At 43.3% G+C, this 15871-nt stretch carries 18 protein-coding genes and 1 tRNA gene; 8 read left to right on the top strand and 11 right to left on the bottom strand.

Features of this window, described 5'->3' with window-relative positions:
• Nucleotides 1-43: 43 nt before the first annotated feature.
• The 3 genes from L6I86_RS07100 to L6I86_RS07090 form a co-directional block, all read right to left on the bottom strand.
• Nucleotides 44-493 carry a DoxX family protein gene (locus L6I86_RS07100; RefSeq protein ID WP_236285875.1) on the bottom strand — a complete coding sequence of 150 codons (450 nt, stop codon included), beginning with the start codon at nt 491-493 and terminating at the stop codon, nt 44-46.
• A gap of 20 nt (nt 494-513) precedes the next feature.
• Entirely contained in the window at nt 514-1110 is a 597-nt protein-coding gene (locus L6I86_RS07095; protein WP_236285874.1) for a TetR/AcrR family transcriptional regulator, read from the bottom strand.
• Nucleotides 1111-1313: 203 nt separating this feature from the next.
• Nucleotides 1314-2348, bottom strand: a complete 1035-nt coding sequence (locus L6I86_RS07090; protein WP_236285873.1) for an AraC family transcriptional regulator — start codon at nt 2346-2348, stop codon at nt 1314-1316.
• Between the two features lie 112 nt (nt 2349-2460).
• Between L6I86_RS07090 and L6I86_RS07085 the strand changes: the two genes are divergently transcribed.
• Nucleotides 2461-3042, top strand: coding sequence for an NAD(P)H-dependent oxidoreductase (locus L6I86_RS07085; RefSeq protein ID WP_236285872.1), 582 nt, complete (start codon nt 2461-2463; stop codon nt 3040-3042).
• A gap of 84 nt (nt 3043-3126) precedes the next feature.
• Here the strand turns inward: L6I86_RS07085 and L6I86_RS07080 are convergent, their stop codons facing one another.
• A complete protein-coding gene (locus L6I86_RS07080; RefSeq protein WP_056616564.1) occupies nt 3127-3285 on the bottom strand; it encodes a hypothetical protein in 159 nt (52 codons plus the stop codon).
• A gap of 203 nt (nt 3286-3488) precedes the next feature.
• Between L6I86_RS07080 and L6I86_RS07075 the strand changes: the two genes are divergently transcribed.
• Nucleotides 3489-5138 carry an alpha-amylase family glycosyl hydrolase gene (locus tag L6I86_RS07075; protein ID WP_236285871.1) on the top strand — a complete coding sequence of 550 codons (1650 nt, stop codon included), beginning with the start codon at nt 3489-3491 and terminating at the stop codon, nt 5136-5138.
• Between the two features lie 11 nt (nt 5139-5149).
• Here L6I86_RS07075 and L6I86_RS07070 read toward each other — a convergent pair whose 3' ends face one another.
• Nucleotides 5150-5692 carry a PadR family transcriptional regulator gene (locus L6I86_RS07070; protein ID WP_236285870.1) on the bottom strand — a complete coding sequence of 181 codons (543 nt, stop codon included), beginning with the start codon at nt 5690-5692 and terminating at the stop codon, nt 5150-5152.
• 122 nt (nt 5693-5814) lie between these two features.
• Here L6I86_RS07070 and L6I86_RS07065 point away from each other — a divergent pair, with 122 nt between their 5' ends.
• Nucleotides 5815-6939: a serine hydrolase domain-containing protein gene (locus L6I86_RS07065; RefSeq protein WP_236285869.1), complete on the top strand. Its 1125-nt coding sequence runs from the start codon at nt 5815-5817 to the stop codon at nt 6937-6939.
• 302 nt (nt 6940-7241) lie between these two features.
• Here the strand turns inward: L6I86_RS07065 and L6I86_RS07060 are convergent, their stop codons facing one another.
• Entirely contained in the window at nt 7242-7529 is a 288-nt protein-coding gene (locus L6I86_RS07060; RefSeq protein ID WP_236285868.1) for an SDR family NAD(P)-dependent oxidoreductase, read from the bottom strand.
• 83 nt (nt 7530-7612) lie between these two features.
• Here L6I86_RS07060 and L6I86_RS07055 point away from each other — a divergent pair, with 83 nt between their 5' ends.
• A complete protein-coding gene (locus tag L6I86_RS07055) occupies nt 7613-8233 on the top strand; it encodes a DUF5701 family protein (RefSeq protein WP_236285867.1) in 621 nt (206 codons plus the stop codon).
• Here the strand turns inward: L6I86_RS07055 and L6I86_RS07050 are convergent.
• Together L6I86_RS07050 and L6I86_RS07045 are read right to left on the bottom strand one after the other, a co-directional pair.
• Nucleotides 8230-9384, bottom strand: coding sequence for a PQQ-dependent sugar dehydrogenase (locus L6I86_RS07050; RefSeq protein WP_236285866.1), 1155 nt, complete (start codon nt 9382-9384; stop codon nt 8230-8232). The genes L6I86_RS07055 and L6I86_RS07050 overlap by 4 nt on opposite strands.
• 34 nt (nt 9385-9418) lie before the next feature.
• Nucleotides 9419-9901: a CBO0543 family protein gene (locus L6I86_RS07045; RefSeq protein WP_236285865.1), complete on the bottom strand. Its 483-nt coding sequence runs from the start codon at nt 9899-9901 to the stop codon at nt 9419-9421.
• A gap of 234 nt (nt 9902-10135) precedes the next feature.
• On the opposite strand from L6I86_RS07045, the gene L6I86_RS07040 reads away from it, so the two are divergent.
• Entirely contained in the window at nt 10136-11212 is a 1077-nt protein-coding gene (locus L6I86_RS07040) for a glycosyltransferase (protein WP_236285864.1), read from the top strand.
• 17 nt (nt 11213-11229) lie between these two features.
• Here the strand turns inward: L6I86_RS07040 and L6I86_RS07035 are convergent, their stop codons facing one another.
• A complete protein-coding gene (locus tag L6I86_RS07035) occupies nt 11230-11901 on the bottom strand; it encodes an acetyltransferase (RefSeq protein WP_236285863.1) in 672 nt (223 codons plus the stop codon).
• On the bottom strand, nt 11861-12973 hold the full coding sequence (locus tag L6I86_RS07030; protein ID WP_236286332.1) for a DegT/DnrJ/EryC1/StrS family aminotransferase: 1113 nt from the start codon (nt 12971-12973) through the stop codon (nt 11861-11863). Before L6I86_RS07030 ends, L6I86_RS07035 begins: the two co-directional genes overlap by 41 nt.
• Before the next feature lie 394 nt (nt 12974-13367).
• Between L6I86_RS07030 and L6I86_RS07025 the strand changes: the two genes are divergently transcribed.
• On the top strand, nt 13368-14114 hold the full coding sequence (locus L6I86_RS07025; protein ID WP_236285862.1) for a metallophosphoesterase: 747 nt from the start codon (nt 13368-13370) through the stop codon (nt 14112-14114).
• Nucleotides 14115-14686: 572 nt separating this feature from the next.
• Here the strand turns inward: L6I86_RS07025 and L6I86_RS07020 are convergent.
• A tRNA-Ala gene (locus L6I86_RS07020) sits at nt 14687-14759 on the bottom strand.
• A gap of 210 nt (nt 14760-14969) precedes the next feature.
• On the opposite strand from L6I86_RS07020, the gene L6I86_RS07015 reads away from it, so the two are divergent.
• Both L6I86_RS07015 and L6I86_RS07010 read left to right on the top strand, forming a co-directional pair.
• On the top strand, nt 14970-15257 hold the full coding sequence (locus L6I86_RS07015; protein WP_171633970.1) for a hypothetical protein: 288 nt from the start codon (nt 14970-14972) through the stop codon (nt 15255-15257).
• Nucleotides 15258-15274: 17 nt separating this feature from the next.
• Nucleotides 15275-15793: a VanZ family protein gene (locus tag L6I86_RS07010; RefSeq protein ID WP_236285861.1), complete on the top strand. Its 519-nt coding sequence runs from the start codon at nt 15275-15277 to the stop codon at nt 15791-15793.
• Nucleotides 15794-15871: the final 78 nt, after the last annotated feature.

The following is a 15871-nucleotide window of genomic DNA, read 5'->3' as shown; positions in this document are numbered from 1 at the left end:
TGGATGAATTCATGCGCATCGTAGCTGATATCGCACATTACATCTATTGCGCAAACCATGGCGATGCCAACACAACAGCTCCGATAAAAACGAGCAGCAGTACAATCCGAACCGCCAACCGAGGCACAGGCTTGCCGCCAATCGTCAATTTCTTGCGGGCAGCGAAGACGTTAGCGGGAAACATTGCGAGCAGCAGGAGCAATAGACCGATCGAGGCAGTCAGTGACACAACGGGAATCAGTATCCCGATGGCACCGGCAATTTCTAAGTAGCCCGTAATCGTTACGATTGAGGCGGGTCTTGGGAAAGCAGGAGGGACCATCCGAATCAGATCTGGACGTCTTTTACCCCAATGTGCGGAGGCTGTAAGCAGAAACATGACAGCGACTGCGCCTTGCAGCGCGGTGTGCCAATCATCGAAATATGACCACCCGAGAGAACCGATTCCCCAAAAAAGTAGAAATGATGACATCAAGGCAATAAAAGGTGCCATGCGAATACCTCCTTAGGATCTTACCTGGACTGGTCTTTCAAAATGGTGGACATAAATGTAGAAACCTCAGTAGAGATCTGCGAGGTTGTAGAGGCAAAAGATGAACGGACACGTAATCCAAGGGAAAGCAGGACGAACATTTCAGCTGTTTGGTCCGGGTTAACGTTTTCCATAATGACACCATGAAGCTGACCAATTGTGATCCAGTTCTTAGCAAATGACACGGATCGCTCATAGAAATGCTGCAGCACATCCGCAACGGTCGGATCATCTTCTTTACCAAGTAAATACTTGAGTATTTTATTCGTGATATCATGAGGATCTTCTAGCGCGATAAGATTATGAGCGATGCTCTGCATCGGTCCATCAAAGGTTTTGGCAGCGTGTTCCGTCTCCTGCATGAATTTCGTATTCGTTTCTTCGAGTCGCTCGTGCAGCACCATCGCATAAATTTCGTCTTTACTCTTCACGTAATGGAAGATAGCTCCTTTGGATAGCGATGATTGAATCATGATATCTTTCATCGTGATCGCGTGGCAGCCTTTTTCCTTCAACAGCGCTTTCGTCGCTTCGAGGAGCTTACGTGTGGTGATTTCTCTGCGTTCCTCATTCTTCATAGGCACAATCCTCCGTCTTTTGGAAAATAATCCATAACCTCATTATACAAACAGACCATCGGTTTGTAAATAGACTAATCGAACGACGCCACAAGAGTTAGAACCCTAGAAGCGTCGCAGCTCACCATTTGTTTGAATATTACGATTGTATGAAAATTAAGCGTCGTCCCTAGCATTTGTTTAATTTAACACAACAGCCCCGCTTAGCCATTCACGCGTATTTGTCCACTTTGGATCGTGGCTCGATACTGTCCAGGCGTTAAGCCAGTCCATTTTTTAAAGGCATTTTGAAAGGCGCTAGGCTCAGAGAAATGCAGCACATAAGCGATGTCCCCAACGGAGAACTCCCATTTGCTAAGGTAGCCCATGGCTAATTCTTTACGTACTTGAATGGAGAGATCGTTATATGTCGTATTCTCTTCTTTCAATTTATGTTGAAGAGTGCGTGCGCTCATTTGGAGGAAATCTGCCGTTTGCTGCAAGGATGGGAAATAGGATGGCATGCACGTGCGTATCCACTGGACAACTTGCTCAGTAAATCGGCTAGCTTGTGTGAGCTCTTGTCTAGTTTCTTGTGCGATATTCTCAAATATGCTCAGTAACTTAGCGTCAGAATAGAGGACGGGGTAATGCAACACATCCTTGCTGAAACGCAAATAATTGCTATTCGAAGCGAATTTGGGGATTCGCCCAAATACGGGGTGATAAGGAGTTAAATCTGCCGTTGCTTCGTGACGAAATGCGACCTCCAGAAGCGGGATTACACGGTTACTGAGTCTGCCGATCAAACGGAATAATGAGCTGGCCATATCTTCGATACAATGACGGGACATCTGTCCCTGCCCAGGATGTTGTAGAAACATGGATATCCGTACATCATCGCCCTCCACGTCCCAGTCCAAATTAAATCCGCTGCATAACAGCACATTATATCGCTGGTAAGCCTTTAATGCATCGACGACGGATTGGGAATGCATCATAACATAGCCAAGGATGCCCATATCGGCGAATTCCATGATCTGTCCTTGATGTAAGCCGAAATGCGTATCCTGCGTATAATGGGCCGCGGCTATCGTTAATCGCTCCAATTCCTCGCCTGAGATGCGTGCCTCTACATCTTGGAGAAGACTAGCGTCGAAGGATGCATACCGGAGAAATTGCTCCGAATCAAAGCCTTTTTGCACCACCGTTTTCATAATGGGATACACCATAGAAATGGCAACACCTTGGCTTTTCAAGTTGAAAATCCCTCCTTTGCGTGAATCAGCAATTGGTTTGCGTGTTTCATCATTCCAATCAAATCTCATTCATTCTATGCTGATTATAGTCGCAAATAAGGAGGAAATCATCTTGAAATCGAATATTCTTGTCATTAATGGACATCCGGATCCGCAAAGCTATTGTGCAGCGCTAACGAATGCGTATATCGAAGGGGTCTCACACAATAAAGTTGACATTCAGAGGATTGATATTCATTCCTTAACGTTTGATCCGAATCTGCAGTTTGGTTATCGGAAGCGTACAGAGCTCGAGGCGGATTTACTGCATGCGCAGGAGCTTATCCGCTGGGCTGATCATCTTGTCTTCGTTTATCCAACTTGGTGGGGCGCGATGCCGGCGATAATGAAGGGATTCATTGATCGTATCTTTTTACCTGGCTTCGCTTTCAAATATCGAGAGAAGTCCGCGCTTTGGGATAAGTTGCTTGTAGGTAAATCGGCACATCTCATTGTGACAACGGATACACCTGCTTGGTACAGTCGATGGATCAATAGGCATGCGGGATATCGTGTAATGAAGCACAATATTTTGCAATTCTGCGGGATTACGCCAGTACGTCTAACGGAGATAGGACCAGTAAAGCCGTCCTCACAAGAGAAGCGAGCCAAATGGTTGGAGAAAGTAAAGCAGTTTGGAACGAAATTAGCTTAGTTAAACGCGCCTTTATCATCGAGCTCGAAAGTTAATAATGCAAAGAGGGAGGCCCCTAAGGACCTCCCTCTTGATCTTACCAACCTAACGATGTTCCACCAAATCGATTGCTCCTAGAATCACATGAGCAACACCAAAGCCGAGCACGCCGACACCAAGAAGCTTATATTTGCTTTTTAGCATAGTAGCACCAGATGCAGAAACGACAGTTCCAAGAACAGCAGGAATCAATCCCTCGCGCATGAACATCACTCCTCCAAGTTTGTTTGGGTTAGGCAAGACATCTTAGTTTGCGCCAAAGTCATTAACATATGCAGGATGGACGAAATGGAACATAATCGCATCATAACTGAGTAGAAACGGACATTGGCAGGTTATGCCATAAACGCTACGATGTGAGGAGGAGTAAGCGATCGCATCATACAAACTAAAGGAGATTCACATCCATGTCTCATTTTCCCACAAAAGGATCACAAGGTGTACGGTTCACGTTTGCGACGGATAGCCAGATAGAAAGTGTCGCGGTTGCAGGGACTTTTAACAATTGGAATGGCGATAGGAACTTCATGCGTCAAATCGAAGGGGAGAACGTCTGGGAGCTTGAACTACCGATCCCGAAGGGGAGGCATCTCTATAAATTCGTCGTGAATGGGGATAACTGGATACTAGATCCCATGAATCCGAGTGTATCGGAAGATGGGCAAAATAATTCAGCGATCACGGTGACGGAGCATGGCGATGTACTGATTAGAACAAATGACATTTCAGAGGAACAACCCGGATATATGTATGACAATTATAAGGCGCTCTCTAGTCCAGAATGGATAAAGAAAGCTGTGATTTATGAACTTCATATTCGAGCATTTACTACGTATGGATTTAACGGATTGGCTGATCACATTACCTATTTCAAAAAACTCGGGGTAAACACGCTGTGGCTAATGCCCTTCAACGAAGTGGGTCTTGAAGGTAGGATTGGTAAGTATGGTGATCCGTATGCTGTGAAGGATTTTTATCGTATTGATCCAAGCTTTGGAACGGAAGAGGAACTAGCAGCATTCATCCGCTTAGCGCATGAGAACGGGATGAGGGTCATTCTGGATTGGGTTCTGAACAGAACGAGTGTGGATCATATCATGACTACAAGTAATCCGGATTTTTTCACACGTACGGAACAAAATGAGCTGTATTACGATGTACCCAATCGTTCCTATTTCGCAGGACTACAGTTTGATAATCGTGATATGCGAAGCTACGTCATTGAGGCCATGAAGTATTGGGTTGTTGCATTTGATTTTGATGGTATTCGACTGGACGATTCGGACATTACTCCGTATGATTTTCTAACAGAAATCAAGCAAGCTCTGCAAGTGGTAAAAGAGGATCTCATCCTCATTTCACAGTCCTACGATGAGTACCATCATCTGGAATCCTGCGATTTGACTTACGATGGCAAGCTGCGCATTCTCATTCGCGATTGGATCGATAGAAAGATCACTCAACAGGAGTTCATGTCCATTTATAACTCTTTTAAGTACAGCTTCCCTCAACATGCGCTTAGAATGAGTTGGCTCGAGGAGAAAGAACAGTCCAGAATAGCTTCCTATTTAGGCGAAAAACTTGCTGGACCCGCAGCTACGATTTTGCTTACGTTAGAAGGTGTTCCATGCTTAATGATGGGGCAGGAGTTTAATGAGCCGACCTTGGCAACATGGGCGTCGTTATTCGATGAATATCACCTGAATTGGCAACAATTTGATAGCGAAATGTTTGAACACTACGCTTTTCTCATTCAACTTCGGACAAGTAATCCCGCATTTTGGAAGGGGAAACTGACGTTTATCCGTAATACGGGTGACATGGTTTTGTCGGTTGCGAGGCAGTATGAGAGTGATACCTATATGATTGTTGTTAATTTATCGCCAGATGCGGTAGTTGTTCGATTTGACGATAGCCAGCTAGACGAGCTTGATATCCATGATTGGCAAAATGTGATTTATCGAACAGGGACGGGCAAGCACCAGTTTGCGGATGACTCGTCTGAGTTGTGGCTGGACGGATATGAGAGTGTCATTTTTAGAAAAGTCAACGTGTAGTTGATTACGGGTTAGGGTGTGTGAGGGGGGAGATCCGCAAGCAGGGCTTCAAACCATTCCTTGGCAAAAGTATGAGAACGGATCCCATAATCAAGTGTCTTGATCTGATAAGCAAGAATATCTGCATAGGGTGCCGGAACCTGAACGTTCTGGAGCCCTTTGTCCATTTGCTGGAGTTCATTTTCAACCTTTTCAATCTGTGAAATGATTTGCTGTAAGATGTAACGTTTATCTTGGGTGGACTCAATTAATCCCAGAAAAAACACTTTAGCTAGGGCTGTAGATTCTAACCTGCTTGTTGGTATCTCCGATCCCATCCATGTATAGAAAGCTCCTCGACCTTTGTCTGTGATGATGTACACTTTCTTGTTTCGCCCGCGATCTACCTGCTCCTCATAGCCAATATCACCTTGTTGAAGTAATTTCTTTAAAGCCGTCTGCAAGCTGCCATAACTGGCACTATAGAACAAGGCGATGCCTTGTTGAAATGCTTTGTTGAGCTCATATACCGTCTGATTCTTCAAAATCAATAAACCGAGAATGACGAATTCCATATAGCGAGTCTCCTTATTCGTGTTGACATACGACTTGTCCTTACAATACGATTAGTTATATTACTAATAGTAACATTGGTCGTTAGGAAACACAATTCGTTCTGGGGAGGTTCCGTGTAGCGATGCTTGTTCGAAAATCATGGAGCAATGAGGAAGCCTCAAAGCATCTCGATTCGTACTTCACGAATTTGCGTAAGAGCAGCCGCCATCAGACTGGATTACAGGTATGGATTGATAGTAGTGGATTTACATATCGTTATGCCGCAGGGAAAATAACAGCCTATAAAGATGCTTCGATCACACCCAATCAGCCCTTTCATACGGCAAGTATTGGGAAAGTTTTTACAGCTGTGTTAATCATGAAGCTGGCTGAGAGAGGGAAACTCGCATTAGATTCTCCGGTAGTGACCTATTTGTCACCGTCGGAGTTGGAAAATCTCTTCGTGTATCGTGATGTTGACTACGCTAATCAAGTGACAATCAAGCAGCTGCTGGGGCACACATCGGGTATGGCAGACTATTTCGATGACCCTGTCTTCCACAAGCCAACGTTTATGCAGCGTATTGTTGCCAATCCTCAGGAATGGTGGACACCAGAAACTTTGATTGAATTTACGAGGAGAAATCAACGAAGCCTTGGACCTCCAGCGTCGCGCTTTCATTATTCGGATACGGGGTATATCCTGTTAGGGAGAATTATCGAGCGTGTCACGGGAAAAACTTTTAGCGACAATCTGCACTTTGAGATATTCAATCCCCTACAAATGAATGATTCGTACTTGATGTTCTATTCGCAGCCGAAACATACGCCAGCGGAACCGATTCAGGATATTTGGTTGAACAAGGTTGAAATCAGCCGGTGTCCAAGTTTAAGCTGCGATTGGGCAGGTGGAGGCATCGTGACGACACCGCAAGATCTTTTGCTTTTTCAGAAAGCACTCTTGAATGGAACATGCATGGATGCAGCATCGTTACAGGACATGACAACCTTCACACATAAATTCAGGAATGGCATTCAATATGGGTTGGGTATGATGGAGATTCATTTCGAGGGGTTTTTCTTCTTGCTCCGAGGGTTACCAAGGCTCCAGGGCCACAGCGGGATACTGGGAACGCATATGTTCAGCCATCCTGAAACTGAAACCCATATCGTCATGAACTTCGGTTCGAGTACGGCGATTGTTCGAAGTTACAGAGCTCTGATTGAAGTGGTGATGACGTTGAAAAAGATGCAAGTACTGGTGTAGAGTAATTCCAAAGCTACTCCAGCGCACCTCATCGCTAACGGACACAGATGACATTATTTATCTGGAATTAGGCATTCCATTTGGCTAACGGATACAGAAGTCGCTATTACGCAGATTTCATGTTTTTATCGGCTAATTAAGATCGTTTAACGACGATTGTGTCCGTTAGCTTTTGCGCAGAGACGTAGATGAGGAACTAACGCTAATGGTGTCCGTTAGGTCAATTGGAGATCCTGGCTAATAAGGATTATCCATCAACTAGGTGAATATGAAGGATCAACCTGCGAAAAGGGGCACGGATTCTACCAAGGCAGAGGCTCCGATTTATGAAAGAATCCACCTGACGGACCATCAGCAGGAAGTGTAGCCAGATATACGGCAGTCTCGGCGCCTTCATGGATTTCCAAGAGGGCGCTTGGTCCGCCCATGTCTGTTTTTACCCATCCTGGGTGGCAGGCATTTACTTTTAAGTTTGTTCCTCTGAGTGTGATGGATAGCTGCGCCGTCCATGCATTCAGCGCGGCTTTCGATGCCGTGTACGCAGGAACAGCAGCACCAGCATACATCTCGTTTGTTCGAATGGTGGTCATCGAGCCAATTACAAACCTTTGAATTAGCTTTAATGTTGTAAGATAACTATATAGCATTTCATTGAGGAGGTAATCACGGACCTATGTTGCATGAGGAGTTCGAACGACAAGTCGTGAATCTAATAGTTAAAGGATATCCAGAGGTAGTTGGATTAACCGCAGCTGCATTTAAGCAGGAATTAGAACCGTTAAAGCATAGAATCTCAGAAATGCATCTAAACCAAATAGAATCACAGTCAAGCAAGATTCCTTTTGTCATTGTGATTAAAAGTGATTGGTTACATGCAGAGCGGGCGATGCAGCTAGTGGAACGTGAAGGGAAGAACGGTTTTAGTAGCATGGATGTCGAGGAAATCAATCGCTTTCAACCTATTGAGGGGATTGGGCTCCCTAATGGGAGGGCATATCTGTTGTTAGATATCGATACTGGCACAGGAACATTAAACGTGACACCAACCGCAGCATTGGCCATCATAGCTCAAGAAAATCGTTCTCCGCTTACCTTGGAAGAAGGGATTAGTGTGATTACCCATTTTCCTGAAGTGTTGCGTAAAAATAATGGCTTCTCTCTGCTCGGTTCTCGCTGTGGTGACCGAAGAGTTACTGCGCTATGGATTAGTGATAAAAAGCCAAAGCTTGGCTGGTGCTGGGCGGGAAACCCACATACGTGGCTAGGCTCCGCCTCTTGCAGAGCTAGATGCTAAACGATTTTCATGATCTTTCCATCTTGTGTGGCCAGGTAAAGCTCGCCTGCTGCGTCCGTGCCGAAGGAAGCAATATTCAAACCGGATGCTAGTAAAGTTCGGTTCTTGATCGTTCCGTCACTTTGTTGAGATAATGCCCAAATGTTCCCCGTACCATAATCTGCGTACACATACCAACCGTATAGTTCAGGGAGCTTCGTGCCCCTATACACATAACCTCCGGTAATCGATACGCCTTGATCACGACCATAGGTAAACAGTGGTTGCTCTAAGCCAGCCTTATTGCAGCCTTCTTTTGGTTCATAGCATTCAAATCCTTCTTGTATACGCCACCCATAGTTTTTACCTTTTTCTATGAGATTAATTTCTTCAAATCTATTCTGGCCAACATCGGCTGCCCAAAGCTTTCCAGTGACGGTATCGAAACTGAATCGCCATGGATTCCGCAGTCCGTAGGCATAGATTTCCTTAGCTCCTTTGTTAATAAAAGGATTGTCCCCAGGGATTGCATAAAGAAGCCCAGGATCTTGCTTGTTTACGTCGATACGAAGTATTTTGCCTAGCAGGGACTGAAGGTTTTGGCTATTGTTCTGAGGATCTCCGCTGCTGCCACCGTCTCCCGTCGCTATGTACAAGTAACCATCTGGCCCGAAAGCCAATTGACCGCCATTGTGATTCGGATAGGGCTGCTTGAAAGTTAGCAACACTTTCTCACTAGTTGGATCCAGAAGAGAGGGATTATTAGGAAGCGTGTTGTAGCGAGCGATGACAGTATGGGTCTCTGTCGTGTAGTTCACATAGGCTAACGTTGGATCCTTCGGATGAAAGGCTAGTCCTAGCAAACCTTGTTCGTTTCCACTATCATTGACGCGATAAGTAATATCGAGTACAAGTGCAGGTTTTTCCTTCGGCTTATCCAAATTCACGCTGATGATCCTACCAGGCTGCTCTACGATATACAGGAGTTGCGGTGCGTTAACGCGATGCTCAAGTCCAACGGGATGATCGAAGTTGTTTGGCTCGAAAAAAGGAGTCAGCGTAATGCTGTTCGATGTCGTGGAGGAAGGTTCGGAATCTTTTGACCAAAAGCATGCAGGTAGAATTAATAGAAAGATTAGGCTCATACATGCAAGACTATAACGCTTAATCATAATCAACCTCCTTATGGAAGACGCTACAGATACGCTACAGATCTTCGGCGTTTATTTTCTTCATTTTCTTAAAAAACCATAGGTAATACCAATAAGATAATAATAACGTGATCGTTATCGTGATGAAACTCAGATACCAAGACCAATTTAAATACTTGATTAAATCGGTGTTCTTTTCTAGTAAAACCTCGACTACTGTCATGATGGATGGGAAGCTAAGCGTATACAACGTTTTGATCAACCATGATTTATCACGAGGGAAATGCACGTTGAAGATGGCACTTACAGCTGGGAAAACGAAATATTCAAAGGTAAAACTAGCTTTATAGACAACGCTAAGAAAACCAACAGGGTATTCAATTAACCTTCCCTTAACAACTAATGTACCGAATAACCAAGTTGGAACTTGCATGAACATGAAACTTAATTGTGCTTTCAATAAATTCTTTCTTCTGATGAAAATCACCAATAGAATAGCCGTAACAATCCAAACGAAATAAAGAATAAGCGTATCCATAGTTTAATGTCCCCTAATTATTAACTAAATTAAATTATGGTCATAACTAGGGAATATTAATCACGGATGAAGAAAGGACCACTCGGCTTAATTTAGATTCATGAATTCCCCCATAAAACACGTCGATTGAGGTTATTCAGTGCAGGACTTCCGCATACAATATAAATATTGTAATTTTCCTCCATATATTTCTCTGAGTATATCCATCAAAGCTACTATAGGAGGCATGCAAACTTGTCATCTAATACAGAATTAACTCCATTTCCTCATCGCAAGCTTGCCGTAATCGATACACATTTCCCATGGAAATTGAGTGGTTTCCGCTATTGGGAAAATAGGGAAATACATGCTCAAAGACCTGACACCTTATTTTTTGCCACTGATCCTCACCATGATACATTTCCAACAACCGTTTATCCTTTTTCCGAGTTTCAGCATATAGCGGTATCCCAAGGAATCACGGATGTTTATTGTGTATTTTTAAATCTCACTTTGAGCTTGCTTGGTTTATGCAGTCTTCCCGATGGAAGGCATATGCCTGGATCCAATATGGCATGGAATATTAGAGCCTTTTTGGATGATCGTAAAATTAAGCTTCATAGTACTCTATATCCTGGAGGGGGGCTAGAACCAGGGACTCCTATTGAATTTTTGAACTACGCAGCCAAACATTGCTCAACTATTTTCACGAATATTGATGAAGTGCTGGGTGCTATTCCTTCTAGCCTGTACTACCCAGTTGTAATAAATACCGACTTGTTTGCCTATTCACCTAAGCATCCAACTTTACCGATTGAGGTAACCTTTTGTGCTTTTAATTACCCCAGAAAAGGCTTTCCTTTGCTGATACAGGCATTTAATATGCTTTCTGAGGATTTTCATTTAAATATTGTAGGTGATTGGCAGGATCATTTACACTTGTTAACGAACAGCAATTATTCGTATCATGGGCTCTTAGAACCTGAAAGCTTGCGCTCCATCTATAAGAGAACTCATGTGTTTGTAAACTGCAGTTCGCAAGATCAATTTGCTCTAGACGGCTTTCCCACTACAGCGGCGGTGGATGCCATGTCTACAGGCTGTATTTTAGTGTCTACAAATCCTCGAAACGATAGGCTTGTGCTTCAATCGGGGGTCGATTATATTGAGGTAGCAGCAGACGCACAAGCCATTGCAAATACGTTGTTGTGGGTTAAAGCAAACTTTAAGGAAGCTCTGAAAATAGGAACTCATGGAGCAGAAACAATAAACGAACGTTTTGATGTAAAAAATATTGTTCGTTCTAAATTAAAGCATATGATGGGTAATTAGAAATAACTTTTGTTACATTACGACAGATTCTTTTTAAATACGGCTGGGACGCCAGCATATAATACCCCTCCGGGCACTTGATCCTTTACAAAAGCTCCTCCGCCTATCATCGACCAAGGGCCAATAGTAATTTTCTCACGAACAGCAGATCCAACTCCTATAAAAACCCCCTCCTCCACCGTGACATTTCCACTTAAGTTAACACCAGGAGATAGGGTGACATAGTCAAATATTCTGACATCATGGGCAAGGGTTACGCTGCTATTAACGATAACAAAGTGACCAATGTGAACATTAATTGTCATGATGGTTCCTGCACCAATAATAGATCCGATTCCCATTTGAATCTTTCTTGAGAGTTGTACAGCGGGATGTACAAGGCTATCTGCAAACGAAAAACCGAAATCTTTAGTTTTCTGAACGAGCCTTTTTTTTAATTGAGGGCTTCCGACGCCAGCGCATACGACCTTTACTTGATCACGAAGGTGAATAATATCCGGCAAGTCACCAAGTACTGGTATTTCATCAATTAACTGTCCACACATCTCCGACCGTTCATCTAGAAAACCTATAACCTCAATATTCAGCAGTTCACACAAATGGTTAACCTCGCGGCCCATCCCTCCGCAGCCCCAAATGACAAGCTTGCTATCCTTCATGTGAAAGCCCTCGCAAAATCTTTTGTACATGCCCTTGATCCATGTCTTCCCACAACGGCAAATTGATGATCCGCCTTCCAATTTGTTCGGTTATATGAAGAGATGTTCGAGGATAAGACTGAAAAGCAGTCTGTTTATGGCAGGATGGGGTAAAATAAGTACGGGCTTGAATGCCATGTTTGGCTAGCTTTTCAACGAAATAGGCATTGCTTCTTTTTTCAGGGCATAACAAAGAAAAGAATGAATAGGCAACGCTCCCTCTTACTTCTTGCAGTTGCCAGCCAAGATCAAGGAGCCCTGTTTGCTCAAGCTCCTCCATATACCAGTCAAAAATTTGCTCGCGCTTTTGCTTTTTCTGATGAAATACATGGAGTGTGGCGAGTCCGATTGCAGCTGCGTATTCCGACACTTTCCCATTAAGACCCCTTTGCATGGATTCTCGATCTTCGTTAAACCCGAAGTTAGACGCTTGTCGCACCCTATTGATTGTCTCTTTATCACTACTGTATATGAGACCGCCTTCCCCAATCCCAAAGCCCTTCGTTGCATGAAAGCTAAATACAACAGCGCCTGAAAAGCCTTGACCAAAATGCTGATTCATCCTAGACCCTATGCTTGCCGCAGCATCAATAACTACGGGGATATTACGTTCTTGCAGGGCTTCATAAAAGCTTGTATCCATATTCGTTCCAAAGGTCGCATAGGGGATCACAACAGCAACCTCATCCCCTAATTGTTGGATCACTTGCTGCAGCAGCTCTTCATTCATGCACCAGTCACGTTCGTTTACATCTATAAAATAAGGCTCCAATCCGCACCACATTGCAGCTAATGGTGTTGCTGCGAACGTGAAACTAGGCATCAGCGCATATTTACCTGGGCGTTTGATCTGGGAGATAGCTAGGATAAGTCCTGTTGTTGCGTTATTGACAGTTACGGCATATCCTTCGCCTTGAAATAAATCTTGAATTAATTGCTGTTCAAAGCTTGTGTTCAAGGCTCCATAATTGGTATAGGATCTAGAATCATCAATCTGCTTCAAATAGTCCATATACTCTTCTTTCACTACAAGCTTGGGTCTTAGAAAGGGGATATCAAACATGAAGGTTTCCACCTTCCTTATCATGGTTGGTCAGGTACCAGAATTTAGATTTCGATTCAGCCAAATGATATTGATCATCCAAAATTGTCACTCTCCTTCAGGGTAGCTGGAAAACATATTGACTGCGTATCGACTGAATAATTTACATGGGATTATTATATGAGATATACAATTTCCAAGTATCAGCAGGTGTACTAGGTATTACAAAAACCTCTACGATTGGATTTTTCTGGATTTTGGGACTTAAGAAAGCCCACCCCGAATTTTTTCAAACCAGTACATCAATGGGAGAAATAATAAAAGGGATATTCCAGATTTATCTAGAATAAATATTAATTTAATAAAAATGAATCTGCTAGGTGAGGAGAATGGTGAAGTGATCTATTTATACATAGTGATTCTAATACTCTTCTTCTTGTATATTAATTTTATCTTACCTACACAATGGCTAAAAATTGAACGGATTACATATCCTCTGGATTTAAATTTAAAAATCCTACAGATTAGTGACTTGCATGTAGAACGTTTAAGAATAAGTCCTACCAAACTAACTACTATTATCAATAATGAAAAACCAAACCTTATTTGTATTACAGGTGATTTTACCAAACATCGTAATAGTCTCTTCAAACTAGAGAAGTATCTAAGAGCTATGACTATTGGACATGTACCCATTTATTGTGTACTCGGCAACCATGATTATCAGCAAAAAAATGTCATGGATCTAATAAAACTATTAAGGAAATATGGCTTACATGTATTAAGAAATGAATCGGTACATGTAGATCAAATTGAACTTATTGGCATTGATGATTTTGATTCAGGCAAGAGCAACATAGAAAAATCGTTTCAAAATGTTGACCAAGCTAAACCTAAAGTTATTATTACGCACGATCCTAACATCGTTCTACATTTAAATAAGTCCTATGATTATTTAATGGCTGGACATTTGCATGGCAAACAATTTAATATTCCATTTTTGTTTAAATTGAAAGACGCGGGTAAATTACCCCGCATGGGGATATATAAGGGGCTGCATACAAATCAATATGGGGCTTACTACATATCAAAGGGGATTGGGCAGACGGGTATTAATGCAAGATTTTTAGTCAGAAGTGAGGTAACGATGCATTATTTATAGGGTGGAAAAGGGATGTCCGAATCCTGATTAAAATGGCTGACGCAGGGAACTCGACGAGGATTTAAGAGGTAGATTCAGACGCCGTGCTCCTCCGCTACGCTACGTCCGCGCGGGCGAACCCTGAGGGGTTCTCACCCCATGATCCATACAAAAAACCACGATCCCAAAAGATCGTGGTTTTTATTGTATGGAGCATAGGGGGATGTCCGAATCTTGATTGAAATGGCTGACGAAGCGTAATCGAAGAAGACTTTTAGCGGTAGATTCAGACGCCGTGCTCCTCCGCTTCGCTACGTCCGCGCGGGCGAACCCTGAGGGGTTCTCACCCCCATGATCCATACAAAAAACCACGATCCCAAAGGATCGTGGTTTTTATTGTATGGAGCCTAGGGGGATGTCCGAATCTTGATTGAAATGGCTGACGAAGCGTAATCGAAGAAGACTTTTAGCGGTGGATTCAGACGCCGTGCTCCTCCGCTTCGCTACGTCCGCGCGGGCGAACCCTGAGGGGTTCTCACCCCCATGATCCATACAAAAAACCACGATCCCAAAGGATCGTGGTTTTTATTGTATGGAGCCTAGGGGGATCGAACCCCTGACCTCATCGCTGCCAGCGATGCGCTCTCCCAGCTGAGCTAAGGCCCCGTGTTGTCGCTTACAAACGTCGACTTTTTGTATTATACATGAATATATCGTGGCAGGCAATACCTGTCATTCAGGATTTTTCTTGCAAATGTGTATCTTAGATGCTCTATGTCGATTCTGTTGCAAAGCGGGGCCGAACGTTGTTTTCGTGCGTATGTTCATGCTAACCTAGTAATATAAACTAGTTGAACGTTTGGGAGTGACGTAGAAGTGTCAAACGCAGTATTGTATTGGATTTACTTGGGTATCGCTTTCGTTGTGCCTTTTGTGATTGGTGTACTTTTGATGCGAAAAACGAACCGTTTAGGATTCTCCTTTTGGATCACGACGGCGTTAAATATTGTACTGACGGGTCTTGCAGCTTTGTGGTGGAAGTCTGTAACGACAGATCAGTTTCAGATGATGTTTGGGATGGCATTTTATGGCGTATCCGCTGTGAATTTAATGGTTATTGAATTTTTTGCTTTATTCAGTATTCGCAAGAAAATGAATCCGTGAGTGAGAAAGGGGCCGTTATGCCGAAGTTAACACGATCGAAGACGGTATTCTACGTGTTCCTAGTAGCAGCCATTCTATGGATGGCTTTCATCTATATGAAGTCTGCCGAGCCATACCAGCAGCAGAGCTTGAAGCCATACTTAGAATCGAAATTTTCCACTGAAAAGTTGAAAGAACATATCCCCAAAGTGAAGTTTACCTATGATCAGCAAGTGATTTCATGGCAAGATCCCATTAATTTGATTGAATTCTTCATAAGAAAAGCAGGGCACGTTAGCGAATACGCTGTGCTTGCCCTGCTTTGGTCAATAGCTTTACTTGCAAAACCTGTCAGAATGAACATAGCTTTGATCAGCTCCTTCCCAATTTCATTGCTCTACGCAATGTCGGATGAATGGCATCAATCGTTCGTAAAGGACCGAACGGGGCACGGCATCGATGTTGTCGTCGACGGAGTTGGTATTGTGTGTGCGCTCATTCTGATTGTAGTGGTGGTTTCCATACGTAATAGAATTAAATCCAGAAGAATAAGCTAGTTAGAAGTACGTAGACTTTTCTTTTTCTAACGGATTGCCATTTCCAATGCTCGCGGGACTGGCTTTCCAAATCGTGCT

The sequence above is a fragment of the Paenibacillus allorhizoplanae genome, from assembly GCF_927798215.1.
Lineage (GTDB): Bacteria > Bacillota > Bacilli > Paenibacillales > NBRC-103111 > Paenibacillus_E > Paenibacillus_E allorhizoplanae.
The sequence above is the reverse complement of the archived record's forward strand: the minus strand, read 5'-3'. Positions and strand labels throughout refer to the sequence as shown.